6 protein-coding genes are annotated in these 19,571 nt (G+C 53.6%); 5 read left to right on the top strand and 1 reads right to left on the bottom strand.

The window, feature by feature from the left end:
* Positions 1–271 precede the first annotated feature (271 nt).
* On the top strand, positions 272–5,575 hold the full coding sequence (locus SH451x_RS15280) for a beta strand repeat-containing protein (protein ID WP_479357853.1): 5,304 nt from the start codon (positions 272–274) through the stop codon (positions 5,573–5,575).
* 80 nt (positions 5,576–5,655) lie between these two features.
* Positions 5,656–10,869 carry a Calx-beta domain-containing protein gene (locus tag SH451x_RS15275; RefSeq protein ID WP_479357852.1) on the top strand — a complete coding sequence of 1,738 codons (5,214 nt, stop codon included), beginning with the start codon at positions 5,656–5,658 and terminating at the stop codon, positions 10,867–10,869.
* Between the two features lie 82 nt (positions 10,870–10,951).
* Here SH451x_RS15275 and SH451x_RS15270 read toward each other — a convergent pair whose 3' ends face one another.
* Positions 10,952–11,320 carry a hypothetical protein gene (locus SH451x_RS15270; protein ID WP_479357851.1) on the bottom strand — a complete coding sequence of 123 codons (369 nt, stop codon included), beginning with the start codon at positions 11,318–11,320 and terminating at the stop codon, positions 10,952–10,954.
* Positions 11,321–11,865: 545 nt separating this feature from the next.
* Here SH451x_RS15270 and SH451x_RS15265 point away from each other — a divergent pair.
* From SH451x_RS15265 to SH451x_RS15255, 3 genes are all read left to right on the top strand, one after another.
* Positions 11,866–14,715 (top strand): trypsin-like serine protease, encoded by a 2,850-nt coding sequence (locus tag SH451x_RS15265; RefSeq protein WP_479357850.1) that lies wholly within the window; start codon positions 11,866–11,868, stop codon positions 14,713–14,715.
* A gap of 55 nt (positions 14,716–14,770) precedes the next feature.
* Entirely contained in the window at positions 14,771–15,373 is a 603-nt protein-coding gene (locus tag SH451x_RS15260) for a hypothetical protein (RefSeq protein WP_479357849.1), read from the top strand.
* Positions 15,374–15,571: 198 nt separating this feature from the next.
* Positions 15,572–19,543 carry a YDG domain-containing protein gene (locus SH451x_RS15255; RefSeq protein WP_479357848.1) on the top strand — a complete coding sequence of 1,324 codons (3,972 nt, stop codon included), beginning with the start codon at positions 15,572–15,574 and terminating at the stop codon, positions 19,541–19,543.
* The last annotated feature ends 28 nt before the right edge of the window (positions 19,544–19,571 follow it).

Raw genomic sequence — 19,571 nt, 5'->3', positions numbered from 1 at the left:
GACTCAGTTGTAGCGACCGGCTGGCTTAGGAAATGCAATCGATCGTTATTCGGAGCGAGAAGAGCGTTTCTTTGCCCGCTAAGGATGGACTTATTCAATTCGCTCTATGACGACGTAGGAAAAACGAAATCTTGAAAGAATTCGACGGGGCATGGTTGCAACCACATGCCGCCGAGCTAATTTGAATGGGTCCAAGTCACCCGGATATTCGATATTATCGCTATAACTGTTTCGGCGGTTGCCTGGGTGCAAAGCATCCCAGGTAGCCAAAATGAAAATTCCATTTTTCAAGTCGTCACGCGGTAAGACAAACAAAAACAAGCAATATCTCCGACGCTTGCTAATTGAGCAGTTCGAACCTCGCCGCGTTCTGGCTCCGGTTGCCACAGACTTTCCGATCGGCTTCGTGCCGCTGGGGACGACACTAAGGATCGAAGCGGCCGATATCGTGTCCGACTTCGGGACCGACTCGAATAGTAACCTGCAATCAGGATCGATTAATTTTACCAGCGCCTCGGTCAACGGCGGAGTAGCGCGGCCGCTGACGGATGTAGGGTTTGCGTTTCTGACCGGAGCCGGTAAAGCAGGGACGATCGCGATCAATACTGTCGGCGCGTCGGCGTTTACAGGTCTAGCAGCGGGAGCCAGCGCGAGTGTCTCGATCGGCTTTCAAGTCAGTGATGGGCTCGCATCGGCTTCGGGTGTGTTTAGCTATGTCGTAACCAATACGACGCGGATCGCGAATACGGTCGTGCTCCGATTCAATGCCGACTCGAATCAAACGCTTGTCGAGGATTTTACAGCGGCACTTCCGGTCGGAACGTCGCGCCTGCAAACTTCGTTCATGGGTGTTCAAGACATAAGTAGCGGATTGGCACAGCTCGACCTACGCCAGCCTGTTGACACCGCATTCAATCCACTCTTTAGCAATGCTTCTTTGACGATTGCCGCCGCGTATGCAGAAGGCTCGTCTAGCACCGACGCCCGCGCCTCAGGCTTTAGCAAGGCGTTATCGATTGCTTCGTCCGAATCACAATCCGTCGCGAATGCGTCGATAAATTCCCGCTCGATATCGAACGCAAGCGTTGTTTCAATTGGTTCGGCAATAGCAACTCTCGGTTCTGAAGCTACCGTTTTCGCACTTGACAATTCTGAGGCTACCGTTTTCGCGTCCGGTGGTTCAATTGCGATTTCCGTCGCGACAAGAGGCTCGACTGCTGATACTTCCGCAAGCGAACAATCGGATGTACTCGCTGATGCACTCGATGGCTCCAAAGCTTCCGCGTTCGCGAAAAATATTGGTTCTGCCTCGGCATCGGCGAGTGCAGAATCGACAGCGAATGCAACCGCTTCCGACCTTTCGACAGCCACTGCAACGGCGTCGTCGAGCAGCGTCGCGAATGCCGTCTCCGTCAAGGCCTCCGTGGCTTCGGCAAGTGCGAATCTAAGCTCCGATGCTCAGGCAGCCGCGAAGGAATCATCGGCTGCTTCGGCATCTGCCGATAGTTCGTCTTCTGCATCAGTGGGCGCGGAGGTCGGTTCCGCAGCAAACGCCGTTGCCACGACAAATTCTGCGGCGGTCGCAGGGGCCGCGGACGGCTCGGTTGCCAGTGCCACGGCAGACGTCGATTCCATCTCGCGAGCTCTTGCATCGCAGGAGAGCAGTAGTTCAAGCTTCTCGGTTCGAGGCTCAGCGTCGCAAGGGCTCTCATTGACACAGAGCGTTGCCAGTGCATTTGCGGAAGACTCGTCGGCGGCGGACGCAGCAGCCAATCACGATCTGGTGTCGACAGGAACGTTAGCGGCAGCGATTACGGACCTTGCCGCCGAGATCACGCTTGCGATAGCCCGTGCTTTTGACGTTACTCAGAACATGATCACCGAAGCCACGGGTGGAGTTTCGAATGGCGATAGCATTGCGAAGTTGATTGACGAGGCCCTCGGACGCAATCCCAACGCACAGCTACGTGCAGGTGCGAGCTCAACAGCGTTTGCCGACTTGAGTTCGCTGGCCACCAGTGTGGGTGTCAACGGACTGAGTTCGACGGCCGATGCCGAAAACTTCATGACGTCGCGGGCAAGATCAGGCAGCCCGACAGTCACGAGTATTTCGATCGCCACGGCAGCCGCTGGCGTCATTGGTCAAGGAACCAATCTGAGCAACACCGCTTCGGCAGCTCCGATCATCGGACGGCCGGGAGTCCCCGTCGCTCTGCCCATCACGCTTTCGCAACTCAGTTCGGATCCGGTCGATTCGATCGTTCTGTCGGGCTTCCCCACCGGCACGGTCCTCTCGGCAGGTACCTCCAGCAATGGCGGAACGACCTGGACGTTCAACTCCGCTCCACCGAGCAACCTTACCTTTACGACCTCGGCAGGTGCTTTCCTGCTGAAGACTACCGCCCGCAATGGGAGCAATTCCGTCGCCACTTCCGAGCGATTGGTCATGATCGCCGCGACCTCCTCGTATTCGATCGCACCAACCGATGCGAACAAGCTGGAAGGACATACCGGAACCACGCCGTTTACCTTTACCGTGACTCGCCATGGCATCGTCACCGGTGCTTCCACGGTGAACTGGTCCGTCGCTGGACGTGGCGTTTCAGCCGCCGACTTCCCTGGTGGTGTGCTTCCATCTGGTCAGATCGCCTTCGCAGCCGGAGAAACGAGCAAAGTGCTGACGATCAATGTTGCCGGGGATCGCACGGTTGAAAACAATGAGATTTTTCAGGTCAAGCTGTCCGCGTCTGCAACTGGGACAACGGCCTCACTCATCGAAGCTCTCGGCCTGATTCGCAACGACGACAGTAACATCTCGATCCTGCCGCTCAATCCTGATCAATCGGAAGGCGCGACAGCCACAACTCCGTTCACTTTCCGCGTAGCTCGCATGGGCGATATCAGTACCGCAGCCACAGTGACTTTCAATGTCGTTGGTAGTGGAACAAACCCTGCATCGGCCAGCGACTTCGGCGGAACGTTCCCCAGTGGAACCGTCATGTTGGCTGCGAATCAATCGTTCAAGGACATCACGATCAACGCGAGCGGCGACTTGATCGTTGAACCCGACGAGGCGTTCAACGTGGTCCTCTCAAACCCCAGCGGCGGAATTCTCCTTGGCACGTCGACAGCCCCAGGGGTGATTCGCAACGACGACACCAGCTTCGCCATCGCTGCCACCAGCGCGAACAAGGCCGAAGGGAACTCGGGAAGCACGCCGTTCACGTTCACTGTGACGCGATCCGGAGTTACCACGAATGCGACCTCCCTGAACTTTGCCGTTACTGGTTCGGGCGCGACACCGGCTCAGGCCAGTGATTTCGCTGGCGGACTGTTTCCATCGGGCCAGGTTGTCTTCGCGGCCGATGAGACAATTAAAGTCGTCACAATTCTCGTGCAGGGCAACACGGTCTTCGAAGCAAACGAAGGCTTTACCGTCACCCTCTCTGATGCCATCGCCGGTGCAACAATCACGACTGCGACGGCTGTCGGGACCATACAGAACGATGATACCTCAGTTGCGGTTGTCGCAACGAGTGCCGACAAAGCCGAGGGGAACTCCGGGAACACGGCGTTTACATTCACCGTGATTCGGTCGGGTAATACATCCGGAGCAACCACGGTCAACTACGCCGTCAGCGGCAGCGGTGCGACGCCGGCGCAGGCCAATGATTTCGCTGGCGTAGTGTTTCCCACCGGACAGGTGTCTTTCGCCGCTAACGAAACATCCAAAGTCGTCACGATCAATGTGCTGGGGAACACGGTTGCTGAACCCAACGAAGGCTTCACGGTGACACTCTCTGGTGCAACGGGTGGAGCCATCATCACAACTGCAGCGGCCGCTGGTCTGATTCGCAACGATGACACGGCTCTGGCCATTGCCGCGACCAGTGCCAATAAAGCGGAAGGGAATTCCGGAAGCACACCGTTTACCTTCACCGTAACTCGCTCCGGCAATGTTGTTGGAGCTACCACAGTGAACTTCGTAGTCGTCGGCAGAGGAGCGACACCTGCTCAGGCCAACGACTTCGTCGGTGGTGCCTTGCCGAGTGGTCAAGTTGCTTTTGCGGCGAATGAAACGACCAAACTCATAACAGTCAATGTGCAAGGCGATCCAACTACGGAAGCCAACGAAGGCTTTGCAGTAAGACTAATGAATCCTAGCGCTGGGGCGACCATCCTGACCGCGATTGCACTTGGTGTCATCCAAAACGATGAGAACTCAATCTCCATTGCGGCAACCAGTGCCAATAAGAGTGAAGGGAATTCCGGCACCACTGCGTTCACGTTTACGGTGACTCGCATCGGCAATACAGGGACGCCGTCTACCGTGAACTATGCGGTCACCGGCAGTGGAACCAGACCGGCTCAAGCCAGTGACTTTGTTGGGGGCGTCCTCCCCACCGGTCAAGTCGCGTTTGCTGCCAACGAAACGTCCAAGGTGATCACGATCCCCGTGCGTGGTGATACGACGGTTGAATTTAACGAAAGCTTTACTGTCGGACTCGCGAACGCTTCCGCAGGCTTCTCCATCACCACTGCAACTGCCGCAGGTTTAATTCAGACGGACGATACATCGCTGGCCATTAGGGCGACGAGTGCTAACAAAGCCGAAGGAAACTCGGGTTCGACGCCCTTTACGTTTACAGTCACGCGTACTGGCGTACTGACCCGAGCGACGACCGTGAACTATGCCGTTGTAGGAAGTGGAGCCGCGCCGGCAACGGCCAGCGACTTCGTAGGCAATGTGCTTCCCTCAGGTGTGGTGACCTTTGCAGTTGGCGAAACCAGCAAGTTGATCACGATCCTTGTGGTGGGTGATCGGATCGTCGAAGCCAACGAGGGCTTTGTAGTGAATCTGTCCGGAGCCACTTCCGGCGTCAGCGTTGTAACAGCCAGTGCCGCCGGATTGATTCGCAATGATGATACGACCATATCCATTGTGGCCACAAATGCTGAACAGTTCGAACCTGTCTCAGGTTCATCCTCTTTCACCTTTACGTTGACAAGGACAGGAGTCAGGTCCGGCACCAGCAGCGTGAACTTTGCGGTGGTCGGTAGCGGTAGCAATCCAGCCTCGCCAAGTGATTTCGTGGGAGGTCGATTCCCAAGTGGCACGGTAGTTTTTGCGGCTGGCGAGATTCGTAAAGTGATCACGATCCAAGTGGCCAGCGACAATATCGCTGAAGTGAATGAAGGATTCACCGTCAACCTATCCGCGCCCAGCGCCGGAGTGACATTGGGCACCGCCAGCGCTTCAGGGCTCATTCGTGAAGGCTGCTTGAGCGGCGGGCCTTTGGTCGCAGGCAACAACGTACTGACTTACTCGTGTGGAGTTCCGGGAACCATCGTTGGATTCGCGATGGGTACTGGACTTGGCAAGACGAACATCGCGCAGCACGGATTGCAAGTCGACATCGCAAGGGCAACGGTGATCGGCACGGGTGTCGTGGACGCGAGCGGCCGCGCCAGGATCGTGGTGCGCTTGACCGCCGCCCAAGCCGCCTCACTGATGTACTTCCAGGCCTTTGAGATCGCCCCGACCGTGAAGAAAAGCAACGTCTTCGTCGACTGACAGCCGCCCGTAGCAACCATCGGCAGACACCATTTCACAATTGAATTGAACTTCTCAACAACTGACTCAGCAAAATCATCATGAAATTCAACTGGTTTAACCGTCGCAAGAATAGTAATTCGACAACCCGCCGCAGGGCACAACAGCGGCTGCGCTTCGAGATGCTCGAAGATCGCCGAGTACTGGCCGCTGCGTTCCCGGAATTTCTCGACCCAAACCCGGCTCCGGGCAATTTTTTCGGGTCCAGCGTAGTGGCACTGAGTACTGGCAACGTCGTCATTACGTCGCCAGGCGATGATGCCAACGGGACGGATACCGGCGCGGCGTACCTATTCAATGGGGCCACAGGGGCACTCATCAGTACGATGCGAGGATCCAGTGAATTTCCGCTTGTCGGAATTCCTTTCTTCTCCGTGCAGGAACTGACCAACGGAAATTATGTGCTGATCAATCCAGGTTCGGTGACCTTTGGAAACGGGACTACGGGTGTCAGCGGAGTGATCTCCGCGGCTAACTCTCTGGTCGGGTTCGGATCTGACTCGATTGACTTACAAACGCTACGCGTGAATCCTCTGCCCAATGGGAACTACGTCGTCACTAATGCGTTCTGGGATAACGGAGCGGTGCAAGATGTGGGGGTGGTCACCTTTGGCAACGGAACGACCGGAACCGTCGGTGTAGTTTCTGCAGCCAATTCCCTGATCGGGTCGAGCGAGAACGATCGCATTAGCCAGGGGAACGCAATTCGGCTACTTCCGAACGGGAACTATGTTGTCTTAAGTGGGCAGTGGGATAATGGAGCGGTCGTCGATGCTGGGGCCGTGACATTCGGCAACGGAACGACCGGAGTTAGCGGAGTCGTGTCCGCAGCCAACTCACTCGTTGGCTCGTCTACGGGAGATATGCTCAGTTCTGGCCTTGACGTCCTGAAGAACGGGAACTACGTGGTCGTGAGTCCGAATTGGGACAACGGTGCTGTCGCGGACGTGGGTGCGGTAACGTTCGGCAACGGAACGACTGGTGTTGTAGGTGTCATCACGCCTGCGAATTCGTTGGTAGGCTCTACCGCAAACGACAAAATCGGTGGCGATGTGAGAGGGTCTTTGGGACTCGGAGTGAAGGCGCTCGAGAACGGCAACTATGTGGTCGCAAGTCCAGATTGGGACAATGGGGCGGTGGAGGACGCGGGAGCGGTGACGTTCGGCAACGGCAACACAGGCGTGAGCGGCTTCATCTCCGCCGCCAACTCTCTCGTCGGCTCGACCGCGATTGACCGAGTCGGCAATTTCGGTGTTCAACCCCTCACGAACGGCAACTATGTCGTCGTGAGCCCAAATTGGGACAATGGAACGATCGTACAAGCAGGGGCAGCGACGTTCGGGAACGGAACGACAGGCATCAGCGGGGTCATCTCGGCCGCCAACTCTCTCGTGGGAGGTACAGCCAATAACTTTGTAGGCGCGTCAAACTCGTTTGGTTTTACTAACGGAGCTGGTGTGACGGCGCTGACCAATGGCAACTACGTGGTAGTAAGCCCGTTCTGGGACAACGGCGCGATCCAGAATGTGGGGGCGGTCACCTTTGGGAACGGTACCACCGGCACCACAGGCGTTGTTTCCGCGGCCAATTCTCTCATTGGGGCGACTGCAGACGACCGGGTGGGAGGGGTCATCTTTCTCTCCAACCCCAACAGCACGTTCAACAACGTGTATGCCCTGGAAAACGGGAACTATGTTGTCGGCAGCACGCTCTGGAATAACGGCACTACGCAGGATGCGGGGGCAGTGACCTTGGGCAACGGCGCGACCGGAGTGACAGGAGTAGTCTCCGCTGCCAATTCACTTGTCGGAACTTCCGCAAGCGACTTCGTGGGCCTGAGAGTCACGCCGCTCACCAATGGCAACTTCGTAGTCGAAAGCCAGGACTGGAACAACGGCACCGTAGCGGATGCCGGCGCGGTGACATTCGGCAACGGCACGACGGGCATCGTGGGCATCGTCTCTGCCGCGAACTCACTGGTCGGCACCACGACAGGAGAACGCCTCGGCAGTTCGCGCGTGCAACCACTCAAGAACGGCAACTATGTCGTCAGGAACGGAAATTGGGACAATGGCACTGTTGAAAATGTGGGAGCGGTGACATTCGGCAACGGCACAACGGGCGTGAGTGGTCTCATCTCGGCCGCGAATTCACTCATCGGATCGTCAGTAGAAGACCGCGTCGGCGATTTCGGTAACGACGTGATATCACTGACTAACGGCAACTATGTGGTCTTGAACAACACATGGGATAACGGCACGATCGTCAACGCAGCACCAGTGACATTCGGCAACGGTACGACTGGTGTCTTGGGACCCATCACGGGCAATAACAGCGTTGCTGGTTGCTCGTCGCCTAGCTTCGCTCGAGTTGAGATTGATGACGTCAACCGCACGATTATTGTCAGCCATTTTTCTGACGGCGGCGGACGAGTCTTGGTCGGCTCGCAGGTCGATGGCTTCGCGCCGAGTGGACCGTGTGTTGCCATTGCGGCGACCAGCGCGAACAAAGTCGAAGGGAATTCAGGAAGCACTCAGTTCACTTTCACGGTGACACGATCGGGATTTACCGCGAACGCGAGCACCGTGAACTTTGCCGTCACCGGCTCGGGCCCGACACCGGCCCAGGCTAGTGATTTCGTCGGCGGAGTATTCCCAACTGGTCAGGTTTCGTTCGCAGCCAATGAAATCAGCAAGGTGATCTCGATCAATGTGCGTGGTGATGTTGCGGCTGAAGCCAGTGAAGGATTTACGATTACACTTTCCAATGGATCCGGCGGAACAGTGCTTACGACTCGGAGTGCCGTCGGAACCATCCAGAACGATGACACGGCTCTCGCCATTACGGCAACCAGCGCCGACAAAACGGAAGGCAATTCGGGAAACACACCGTTTACGTTCACGGTGACGCGATCTGGTAATGTGTCGGGGGCCACGACGGTGAACTTCGCTGTGACCGGCAGTGGTGCGACGCCGGCTCAGGCGAGTGATTTCGCTGGCGGAGTGTTTCCGACCGGACAGGTCTCGTTCGCGGCTAACGAAACATCCAAAATCATCACAATCAATGTGCTGGGTGATTCAGTGGCTGAAGCCAACGAAGGGTTCACCGTGACGCTCTCCGGTGCCAGTGGTGGAGACACCATCACAACCGCAACGGCCAATGGAATGATTCGCAACGATGATACGGTTCCTGCATCACTCGCAATCGTCGCAACCAGCGCTAGTAAGAACGAAGGCAACAGTGACAACACTCCCTTTACATTCACGGTGACACGTTCCGGCAATGTTTCTGTAGCAACGACTGTGAACTATGTGGTTACAGGTAGCGGAACAAGCCCAGCTCAGGCCAATGATTTCGCTGGCGGTGTGTTTCCCACCGGACAGGTGTCTTTCGCCGCTAATGAAACATCCAAAGTCGTCACGATCAATGTGCTGGGGAACACGGTTGCTGAACCCAACGAAGGCTTCACGGTGACACTCTCTGGTGCAACGGGTGGAGCCACCATCACACCTGCAGCGGCCGCTGGTCTGATTCGCAACGATGATACGGCTCTGGCCATCGCCGCGACCAGCGCCAATAAAGCGGAAGGGAATTCCGGAAGCACACCGTTTACCTTCACCGTAACGCGCTCCGGCAATGTTGTTGGAGCTACCACAGTGAACTTCGTAGTCGTCGGCAGAGGAGCGACACCTGCTCAGGCTGACGACTTCGTCGGTGGTGCCTTGCCGAGTGGTCAAGTTGCTTTTGCGGCGAATGAAACGTCCAAAGTGATTACCGTCAATGTGCAAGGCGATCCAACTACGGAAGCCAACGAAGGCTTTGCAGTAAGACTAATGCATCCGAGCGCCGGGGCGACCATCCTGACCGCGATTGCACTCGGTGTCATCCAAAACGATGAGAACTCAATCTCCATCGCGGCTACCAGTGCCAATAAGAGTGAAGGGAATTCTGGCACCACTGCGTTCACGTTTACGGTGACTCGCATCGGCAATATAGGGGCGCCATCCACCGTGAACTATGCGGTCACCGGCAGTGGAACCCGACCGGCTCAAGCCAGTGACTTTGTTGGGGGCGTCTTCCCGACCGGTCAAGTCGCGTTTGCTGCCAACGAAACGTCCAAGGTGATCACGATCCCCGTGCGTGGTGATACGACTGTTGAATTTAACGAAAGCTTTACTGTCAGGCTTACGAACGCTACCGGCGGTTTCTCTATCACCACCGCAGCGGCGACGGGACTGATACAAAGCGAGGATACATCGCTGGCCATTAGGGCGACGAGTGCTAACAAAGCCGAAGGAAACTCGGGTTCGACGCCCTTTACGTTTACAGTCACGCGTACTGGCGTTCTGACCCGAGCCACGACCGTGAACTATGCAGTTGCCGGAAGTGGAGCCACACCGGCAACGGCTAGCGACTTCGTGGGCAATATGCTTCCCTCAGGCGTGGTGACGTTTGCAGTTGGCGAAACCAGCAAGTTGATCACGATCCTTGTAGTGGGTGATCGGATCGTCGAAGCCAACGAGGGCTTTGTAGTGAATCTGACCGGAGCTACGTCGGGCGTCAGCGTTGCAACGGCCAGTGCCGCCGGATTGATTCGCAATGATGATACGACCGTATCCATTGTGGCCACAAATGCTGAACAGTTCGAACCTGTCTCTGGTTCATCCTCTTTCACTTTTACGTTGACAAGGACAGGAGTCAGGACCGGCACCAGCAGCGTGAACTTTGCCGTGGTCGGTAGCGGCAGCAATCCAGCCTCGCCAAGTGATTTCGTGGGAGGTCGATTCCCAACTGGCACGGTAGTTTTTGCAGCTGGCGAGACTCGTAAAGTGATCACGATCCAGGTAGCGAGTGACGCTATCGCTGAAGTGAATGAAGGATTCACTGTCAACTTATCCTCGCCCAGCGCCGGAGTAACATTGGGCACCGCCAGCGCTTCAGGGCTCATTCGTGAAGGCTGCTTGAGCGGTGGTCCTCTGGTCGTAGGCAACAACATACTGACCTACAGTTGCGGAGTGCCTGGCACCGTGGTAGCCATCGCGATGGGAAGTCGATCCGGAGCGACAACCATCGCTCAGCACGGAGTTACGCTTGACATTGCCAGCGCTGCGGTGATCGGCATGGGAGTGGTTGATGCCAACGGAATAGCCCGGGTCGTTGTTCGCTTGACAGCCCAACAGCTTCGCTCCCCTTTATATTTCCAGGCCTTTGAGATTTTACCAAGAGGCAAAAAGAGCAACGTCTTTATCGACTAACCAATCCGGTTTTACACTGGATTGCGCCCAAAAAGGATGTGGCGCTCTGGCAATGGGATTGTAGAGATGAAAGGAGGACTGGCTACACAAAGTCGTCGTCAAGATCGTTCAAAGACTCGTCAAAGTCGGTTAAAGTGTCCTCGCTACATTCGGAAGATTCCAGAAGCGATCGATACCAATGCAAATGCGCATCTTTGCTCAACTTCAACGGTTTCAGTTCAGAGCAAGTTATTGGATCATGCAGGGTAAACTGCAATGTCTCTTCATCTCTTCTTAACGCAAACTCTCGACTGACTCGCGCAAACAAAATTGTTGCACTTGATGGATCGGCGATGGAGTCAAGCTTAGAGAGAATTTCATTCCAATTTGGAAGCTTTTTGTTGGAGGGATCGTTCCTAGCGAGAAAAATTATGTCGCTATTGTCCTTCCATTTCGCAACTATCAAAAACATATCGAACTGATCCTCGTCGACTGGAAAGTTGTAAAATCCTGCGCTCAGCTTCTGCCTTAAATCCTATGAAAAGCATCTCCACATCTGTTTGAAGACATCGATAAGTTTATCAAGGTATTCGTGTGACAAAAAATCCGATTCACGAACTTCTTCTCACAATTTTCCGACGTTAGTTTGCGTGGCAGAGGAAACTAGACCTATCGACGAACTTATGCCATTGTATGATAGGCGCCAATTTGCAAGCTCAGTTGATGGCAAGCGGCGTTACAGCAGTTCCGTCTTGTTTTCTGGCGGCATGCCTCCCCGGTAGCGTCATCTGTCAGAGACGTCTGACAACGCACCAGAGGGCAATGCAATGGAAATGATTTGTAGCTCTTGAAGCGAGATTTTCCTCGCCAAAAAAGCTTGACTCTGTCAAATATTTTTCACTTTCGTTTTGTGTTCGCATGACTAACTTTTTCAAAAGCACTGGCAAAACCTGCACCGTCGCACGACACCGCAAAATCCTTCGGCGAATGAGGATCGAATGTCTTGAGCGGCGGAGTATGCTTGCCAGTGACTTAGAGGCTTTTGAAGAATTGCTCCTAAATCACACAAACGTCAACTCTGACAGCGTGGCGCATATTCGACCACCTGTGATGCGAATCATCAACGGTTCGCAAACGAATTTGTATCCGTCGGTCGGAACGGTTGGCGATTCAACCTTTGGGCAATACTGCACTGGGACACTCATCGCGCCTCAGTACGTTCTAACAGCAGCGCACTGTGCGGTCGATGGATCAAGTAGGGTTAGCGATACTCAAGGTCGAGTTCGATTGGGTACTACGACTTATTCGACCAGCCAAGTTATTGTGCATCCGGACTACAACGAATCACGGTTCGGTACCGACGCAGCCAACGATATTGCGATCTATAAACTCGCCGCGCCCATCACAACGATTACGCCATCGAATCTTTTCCGCCAAGTACCGACGGTCGGAACAACGATGACGCTCGTCGGCTTTGGTGGCGGCGGTTCAGGCAACACGGGCAGCGATGGATCCTTTGGAACGAAACGCGTTGGTACGACTCCAATTGATCGCGTGACTTCGACGCTGATCCATTGGACGTTTGACAATAACACTGAGAGCAACACCGCTCCCGGCGATTCTGGTGGCCCTTCATTTATTGATGTTGGAGGAGAACTGCAAGTCGCCGGTGTGACTTCTGGTGGGACGCTGGCTTCGGCAGGTCTTGGTGATGAGTCATACAATACACGCGTTGATGCTTACGTATCTTGGATCGATTCTATCCTCAATGACGAGCCAACTGCTGATTTCATCGACTATTCGACTGCGGGTGCGAGCTATAGCCAGTCGTTCGACACGCTTGCTTCTTCCGGAGCATCGTCGTCATTACCTAGTGGCTGGATGATTGCCGAGACTGGAAACAATGCCAATACAACGTACGGGGCTGGTAGCGGCACGGATACAGCAGGTAATACGTACAGCTTCGGCGCTTCAAGTTCGACCGAAAGAGCCTTGGGAAGTTTACTCAGCGGCTCACTTACGCCTACGTTTGGTGCTGCCATCAAGAATACGACTGGGGCCGCGCTTACATCAATGTCAATCAGTTACCGGGGAGAGCAATGGCGTTTAGGTACGACAGGTCGCGACGATCGGCTTGATTTTCAATATAGCTTGGACGCTACGTCGCTTACAAACGGTACGTGGGTAGATGTCAACGCGCTGGATTTCGTAACACCAACGACGACAGGTCCTGTTGGTGCACTCAATGGAAATGTCAGTGTCAATCAATCCATTCGGTCAGCAACTATCGAAAATATCGACGTCCCCCATGATGCGATGGTTTGGATTCGTTTCGCGGATGTCAACGCGTCTGGCGCAGACGATAGTTTGGCGATCGACGACTTTGTCTTTTCTGCATCAGCCGACACATTGGTCACACCAACGATTACCGCAACACCTTTAAACAAGGTCTACGACGGACTTGCGTTTTCGATAGCTGGGACGGCAGATGACGGTCCTGGTGGACTCGCAGCTGACACGACTGCTGCCAGTTTTACTTACACGTTCTATGCGGGCCCAAATCTAACGGGTGGTGTCATTGCGGCTCCAAAGAATGTAGGCAGTTATTCAGTTGAAGTTAGCTATGTCGGTAACGCGAGCTATAATCCGGTCGCTTCTGCCGTGTTTAATTTTGAGATCACTCCATTCACGTTGGTCGGGGACATCACTGCTGCCAATAAGGTGTTTGATGGCACGACCACTGCGACAATTCTCACTCGCACGCTCTCCGGTGTAATCGGTACGGATGTAGTCGACTACGTTGGCGGAACAGCCACATTCGACACTGCTGCGGTTGGAGTCGGCAAAATAGTGACTGCGGTCGGATTGAGCTTGTCCGGTGCGGCTGCTGGCAATTATACGGTGAATACAACAGCTACGACTACAGCTAACATCACGCAGCTGGTGGCGACGGTCGTCAATCGACGCGTGTTTTACAACAACGCTCAAGGCTTTAGCTCTGCTGGGTCAGCAGAGGCAGCCATTGCAAGTGACAAGACGGCTCTGCTGCCGGGCGGGACATCAACCTTTGCGAATTACACAAACTACGTGCGTGGACTAAACGGTGTGATCGTTGACATTGACAATTTGCCGGCGGCAACAACGGGCGATCAACTCTTGGCAAGCTTGCAATTTGACCGGTGGGATGGCATTTCGTCCGCTGGATTTGTGGATTTGCCCGCAGCGGCCGTGCCCGCCGTTACGATTCTAACTGCTAGCGGTGTTGGGGGATCAGATCGCGTCAAAATTACGTTTCCCGATAACACACTGCAGAACACTTGGTTGCGCGTTACGATCGTGGCAAACACCGAAACAGCTCTGGCAATGGATGATGAGTTCTACTTTGGGAATGTTATTGGCGATTTTAACACTGGCAATACTAATAATCGGCTTCGCGTGAACGCAACGGATATTGGGGAAGTCAGAAACAATCAATCAACTGGCCTGAACTCTGTGTCCGTCGTAAGCATCTTCGACATCAATCGTGATGGACGCGTAAATGCCACCGACATCGGAATTGTTCGAAGTAATCAGCAGACGGCTGGAATTGTTGCACCGATTAGTATTCCGTTAAATTTAAATTCGGTGGATTTAGCGACGCCGGTTTTAACGCCTTCAAGCGTGAGCGGCGGAGGAGTCGACTTTGTTTTGCGGGATTCGTCTAAAGCCATTACAGCCAATAAAATGGGAACTCTGACCCCTTTAATATCGCCCCCATCTCCCAGAAGCTTAATAAGTTTGAAGACATCCCGCGAAATTACTGCAAAAGTGGATGAAGCAATGCGGGTGAAAATTGAAAGATTAGACTTGTTTTTTGCTATGTTTTGAGCACCAACTAGATTACCTTTTTAGAGAACCTATTCGTCCCCTTGGAATTAATGATATGAAGAACGTTGCGTTTTGTTTCGGGCTGCTTGTTGCTGCTTACACAAGTGTTGCCAGCGCTGCGATTATCGTTTCGGTCGAGACACCTGCTGCTCCATTTGTGGCGAATTCGGGGATTCAGTCCATAAATATATTTGCGCGTGGCAATGGCATCGGCTCTGATTCAGGAATCGTCGTGACTGCTGATTTTCAGCTTGATGGGGGAGCAACGTTTGCTTCGCCGGATGCTGGAACTTTTGGTGGAATAGGATTCATAGGAAACGGAAATATCAACGGAGCAGGTTCCAGTTTTTTGCGTGATCCGAATGACGCATCGGTCGGAAACCTTAGCATCGAGTACAACCTTACTCAAGATTTCCTTATGGCCGATACTCTCTTTGCAACGTTAAGTATTGACACCACGGGTCTTGCTCTGGGGACCTATGACATTAATGTGCTCGATGTCCAGCTTGATGGAAACCCGGGAATATTTTCAGGCGGCTCGTTTTCTATTTCTGCGGTACCGGAGCCAGGAACTTTTGTGGTCCTTGCGGCGTTCGGTGCTGGAGCTTGGTTCCAACGACGACGGCTTGCTAAGAAGACTGAGTCGGTCGCTGCCTAGTTCATGCTACTCAGATTCTAGGATAGGCGTTAAGCTTATCCTGTGATTCAATGGCGGACTGGAAGCTTATCCTTCTTAAAAGTTCGCGTTTAAGAAATGGCGGAAACAGGCGTTTTAGTTTCCTCTCCAAGGAAATCTTGCACTGTAAATATAGCCGCCAACCAATCGGCGATTGTCCACGACCATAAAGTCTAGCCGATGACACGACGTAATTTCCACAGCCTTCGCCGATTACTCCTTGCGCTAGACTCAAGCAGGCTTGGCCGACAAGCTCGAAAAGAGTTTCGACGACTTGCGATAGAGACGCTGGAAGATCGTCGTGTACTAGCGGCGGCGCAGTTGATTGGGGCAATCTACACTCAAAACTTCGATTCGCTCGCAAGTTCCGGAAGCGTCGAGATTGTCGGAGGGCTCTTTCCGGATGGAGCCAATGGAATGCAGGGCTGGGCTTTCTCCGAAACAGGCACGAACAACAACGCAAGCTATTCAGCTAACTCAGGGACGTCGAACGCTGGTGATACTTTCAGCTTTGGTGTGGCTGGCACCAACGCCGCAACTGACCGTGCGTTTGGTATGCTTCAAAGTTCAAGTTTAGTAGCCACTATCGGTGCTTCCTTTCAAAACGCAACGGCCTCGACTCTGGAGTCAGTTCGAGTCTCGTATACTGGCGAGCAATGGCGTTTGGGCGCAACCGGAAGGAATGATCGGCTCGATTTTCAGTTCAGTACCAATGCAACCAGTTTGACGACGGGTACTTGGACTGACGTCAATGAACTCGATTTTATTGCACCGGTCTCATCGGGAACTGTTGGAGCTATGGACGGAAACGCTCCAGGCAACCAAGTCGCGTTTTCCAATATCGTGCTCCCCAGTGTGACGTTGTCACCCGGTTCTACTTTTTGGATACGCTGGCTTGATGCAAATGCCTCAGGCGCAGATGACAGTTTAGCAATCGATGATTTTAGTATCTCCACATCAGGTACCTCAAACTCTGGTGTCATAATCACTGAAACCGGAGGTAACACGGCGGTCACCGAAGGCGGCACGACAGATACTTACACGATCGCACTTCAGTCTGCGCCAACTTCCGACGTTACGATTTTGATCAACTCCGGCAGTCAACTTACGGTATCTCCCACTACGCTGATCTTTACACCCACGAACTGGGCGACACCACGAGTTGTTACGGTCACGGCTGTAAACGATTCTGCAGTAGAAGGGACACACGTTGGTACGCTTACACATACGGCCACAAGCAACGATGCGACTTACAACGCGATCCCAATCTCCAGTGTAACTGCGACAATCACCGACAATGACGGAACGTTAACAACCACGAACTTGCGAGTCGTTAACTACAACATCGCCAGTAGCAACGGTTCGATTCGAACAGGGCTTGATACAATATTGCAAGGGATTGGAAGCGAGATTGTGGCTGGCTTTGCGCGTCAGATCGACCTGATTGCGTTTCAAGAGGTCGATGTCATTCAGACCGTTACATCCACTGTTGCGAATCTATTGAATAACATTTATGGCGCAGGAATCTACGTCTCCGGGACGCTCGCCGGTTTGACTACAGGGGCCGGAACGCCAGGCATCGTTTACAATTCGCAAACGCTTCAAATGCTTGGCGAAACAGCGGTTGGTACGGTAAGCGGTTCTGGTCAAACTCGCCAAACATTGCGCCATCACTTCCAACCGATTGGCGGCGGAATAAACACCGATTTCTATGTCTATAACAGCCACTGGAAAGGCGAAGACGATTCGGAGAGCGAAGGTCGGCGTTTAATTGAAGCTCAAGCCATTCGCAACAATGCTGACGCTTTGGGCAACGGCAAGAATATTCTGTACGTTGGTGACTTCAACGTCTATCGAAGTTCCGACGATGGTTTTCAAGAGTTACTCAGCCCCGGGAACGGTCAAGCATTTGATTCAATCAATCGGCTTGGCAATTGGAGCAATAATTCTTCGTTTCGAGACGTCCATACACAAGCTCCATTAGTCAACGCTCCCAGCGGATTAGTCGGCGGAGGTTTGGACGACCGATTCGACTTCCAGTTAATCTCCGGCGAGCTTAACGACGGCGTTGGACTTGAGTATCGAGCTGGCAGTTATCATACCTTTGGCAATAACGGCAGTGTTTCGCTCAACGGCAACATTAACGCTTCGTCAAACACCGCGCTGGCCGGAGTGCCGAATCGGACCACATTGCTGAATCGATTGTCAACTGTCAGCGATCACCTGCCAGTAGTCGCCGATTATACCTTTACAACTTTTACCGATACGACGCCCCCTACGGTTGTAATTGACGACAATGACGCTGACAATTCAGTGTTTGTCGGCACGCCCGTCAACTATACGCTTTCGTTTAGTGAAGACATTCTCGACGGCACCGTTACAGCCGCCGACTTCAATAACGCCGGTACCGCCAGTATTTCGATTGGAACGGTTACTGAAACAGCCGCAGGGACTTTTTCAGTCACCGTAACACCGAGTTCGGCGGGAACGATCATCTTGCGCATCCCTACTGGTTCTGTGATCAGTGATCTCGGAGGCAACAACTTGGTGGTGCCGGTGCAAGACGCAGATACCATTACCGTCGTTGCTTTGGCGAACCCAACGATTACCAACAGCTCCGGCAACCGTGTCTACAACAACGCGGTGTACACGGCGACTGCTTCTATTAGTGGAAGCAATTCACCGCAACCAAGCCTCTCATTTGTCTACTACAGCAATGCAGCCGCTACCAACGTCATTTCAGCGCCCACCAACGTCGGAACATATTACGTACGAGCCTTCTCAACTGCCAACGCGGGCAACAACGCTTCGCAGTCTCCAGTCACTCAATTTCAAATCACTTCATTCGCGTTGACAGGCAACATTACCGCTGCCAACAAGATCTTTGACGGGACGACAAATGCCACGATTCTGACTCGATCGTTGGTTGGTGTTTTTTCTGGCGATGTGGTGAGTTATGTTGGCGGAATTGCGAATTTTGCCAGTACGTCGGTCGGAACTAACAAACTTGTCACGGCCACCGGCTTGAGCTTGACTGGTGCCGATGCAGGCAACTACACAGTTAATACCACTGCGACGACGACTGCGAACATTACTCAACCAGTTGCGACGATCGCCAATCGAAGGGTGTTCTACAATGGAGCTACCGGGGCAAACCTTAGCAGTCTTGGTGCCGCGGAGAATGCGATTGCGAGCGATAAGACAGCCTTGCTTCCAGGTGGAACATCAAGTTTCGCAAATTACACCAATTACTCACGCGGACTCAACGGCATTATTTTTGATATCAACAACCTTCCAGCGACAACAACACCAAGTCAGATGCTGGCAAGCTTGCAGTTCGCTCGCTGGAATGGAATCGATGTTGCGGGATTTGCAGGGCTGCCAAGTTCCGCGGTCCCGACAGTAGCAATCCTCAACGGCAGCGGAGTCGGTGGCTCCGCTCGGGTGAAGATAACTTTTCCCGACAACACGCTCCAGAACACTTGGTTGCGAGTCTCTGTTGTTGCGAACTCACAGACAGCACTCGCTGCGAATGATGTGTTCTACTTTGGCAATGTTATTGGTGAGGTCAATACCGGCAATACATCAGGTCGATTGCGAGTCAACGCGACCGACACAGGTGCCGTTCGCAGCAATCAATCGACGGCCAGTAACTCCGTAGGGGTCACCAACATCTACGACGTTAACCGTGACGGACGTGTAAATGCGACCGATACCGGCTTGGTCCGAAGCAACCAACAAACAGCAGGCATCGTTGGGCCACTGACGATCCCCTTAAATAGCGAGACAACAGGCCTTCTCTCGCGCAGTTCCAGCGGGGGCATCAACCGGAATTCGTTATTTGCGCCGCTGATGTCAGCAACAACTTTGGCCGTGCCGCTCGTTAAAGAAGGCTTCTTTTCGCTTGCAACGATGAATAAATCAACGAATGGAGAGGCGATTGGATGGAATGCACCAACGTTCGTTTCCCAGGACGCGATATCCAATCCTGCAGGCGTAGCGTCGGGGCTATTAAAGAGCAATTCAACAACGTCGGAAGAACTGGCGTTGCGACTGAAAGACGACATATTCGCTTCTTTAGATACGTCGGACTTGATCGAATCCTTGGGTGATCGAAGTTTCGTGAATTGGGACCGTCAAGAAAAAATCTGATCGATCAACCCTACCATGGAAAACTCAG

The organism is Njordella aestuarii (assembly GCF_056494165.1).
The sequence above is the reverse complement of the archived record's forward strand: the minus strand, read 5'-3'. Positions and strand labels throughout refer to the sequence as shown.

Coding starts and splice junctions, on each gene's coding strand:
- SH451x_RS15260 (WP_479357849.1), top strand. CDS start 14,771: ATGAAGAACGTTGCGTTTTGTTTCGGGCTGCTTGTTGCTGCTTACACA.
- SH451x_RS15280 (WP_479357853.1), top strand. CDS start 272: ATGAAAATTCCATTTTTCAAGTCGTCACGCGGTAAGACAAACAAAAAC.
- SH451x_RS15265 (WP_479357850.1), top strand. CDS start 11,866: ATGCTTGCCAGTGACTTAGAGGCTTTTGAAGAATTGCTCCTAAATCAC.
- SH451x_RS15270 (WP_479357851.1), bottom strand. CDS start 11,320: ATGTTTTTGATAGTTGCGAAATGGAAGGACAATAGCGACATAATTTTT.
- SH451x_RS15275 (WP_479357852.1), top strand. CDS start 5,656: ATGAAATTCAACTGGTTTAACCGTCGCAAGAATAGTAATTCGACAACC.
- SH451x_RS15255 (WP_479357848.1), top strand. CDS start 15,572: ATGACACGACGTAATTTCCACAGCCTTCGCCGATTACTCCTTGCGCTA.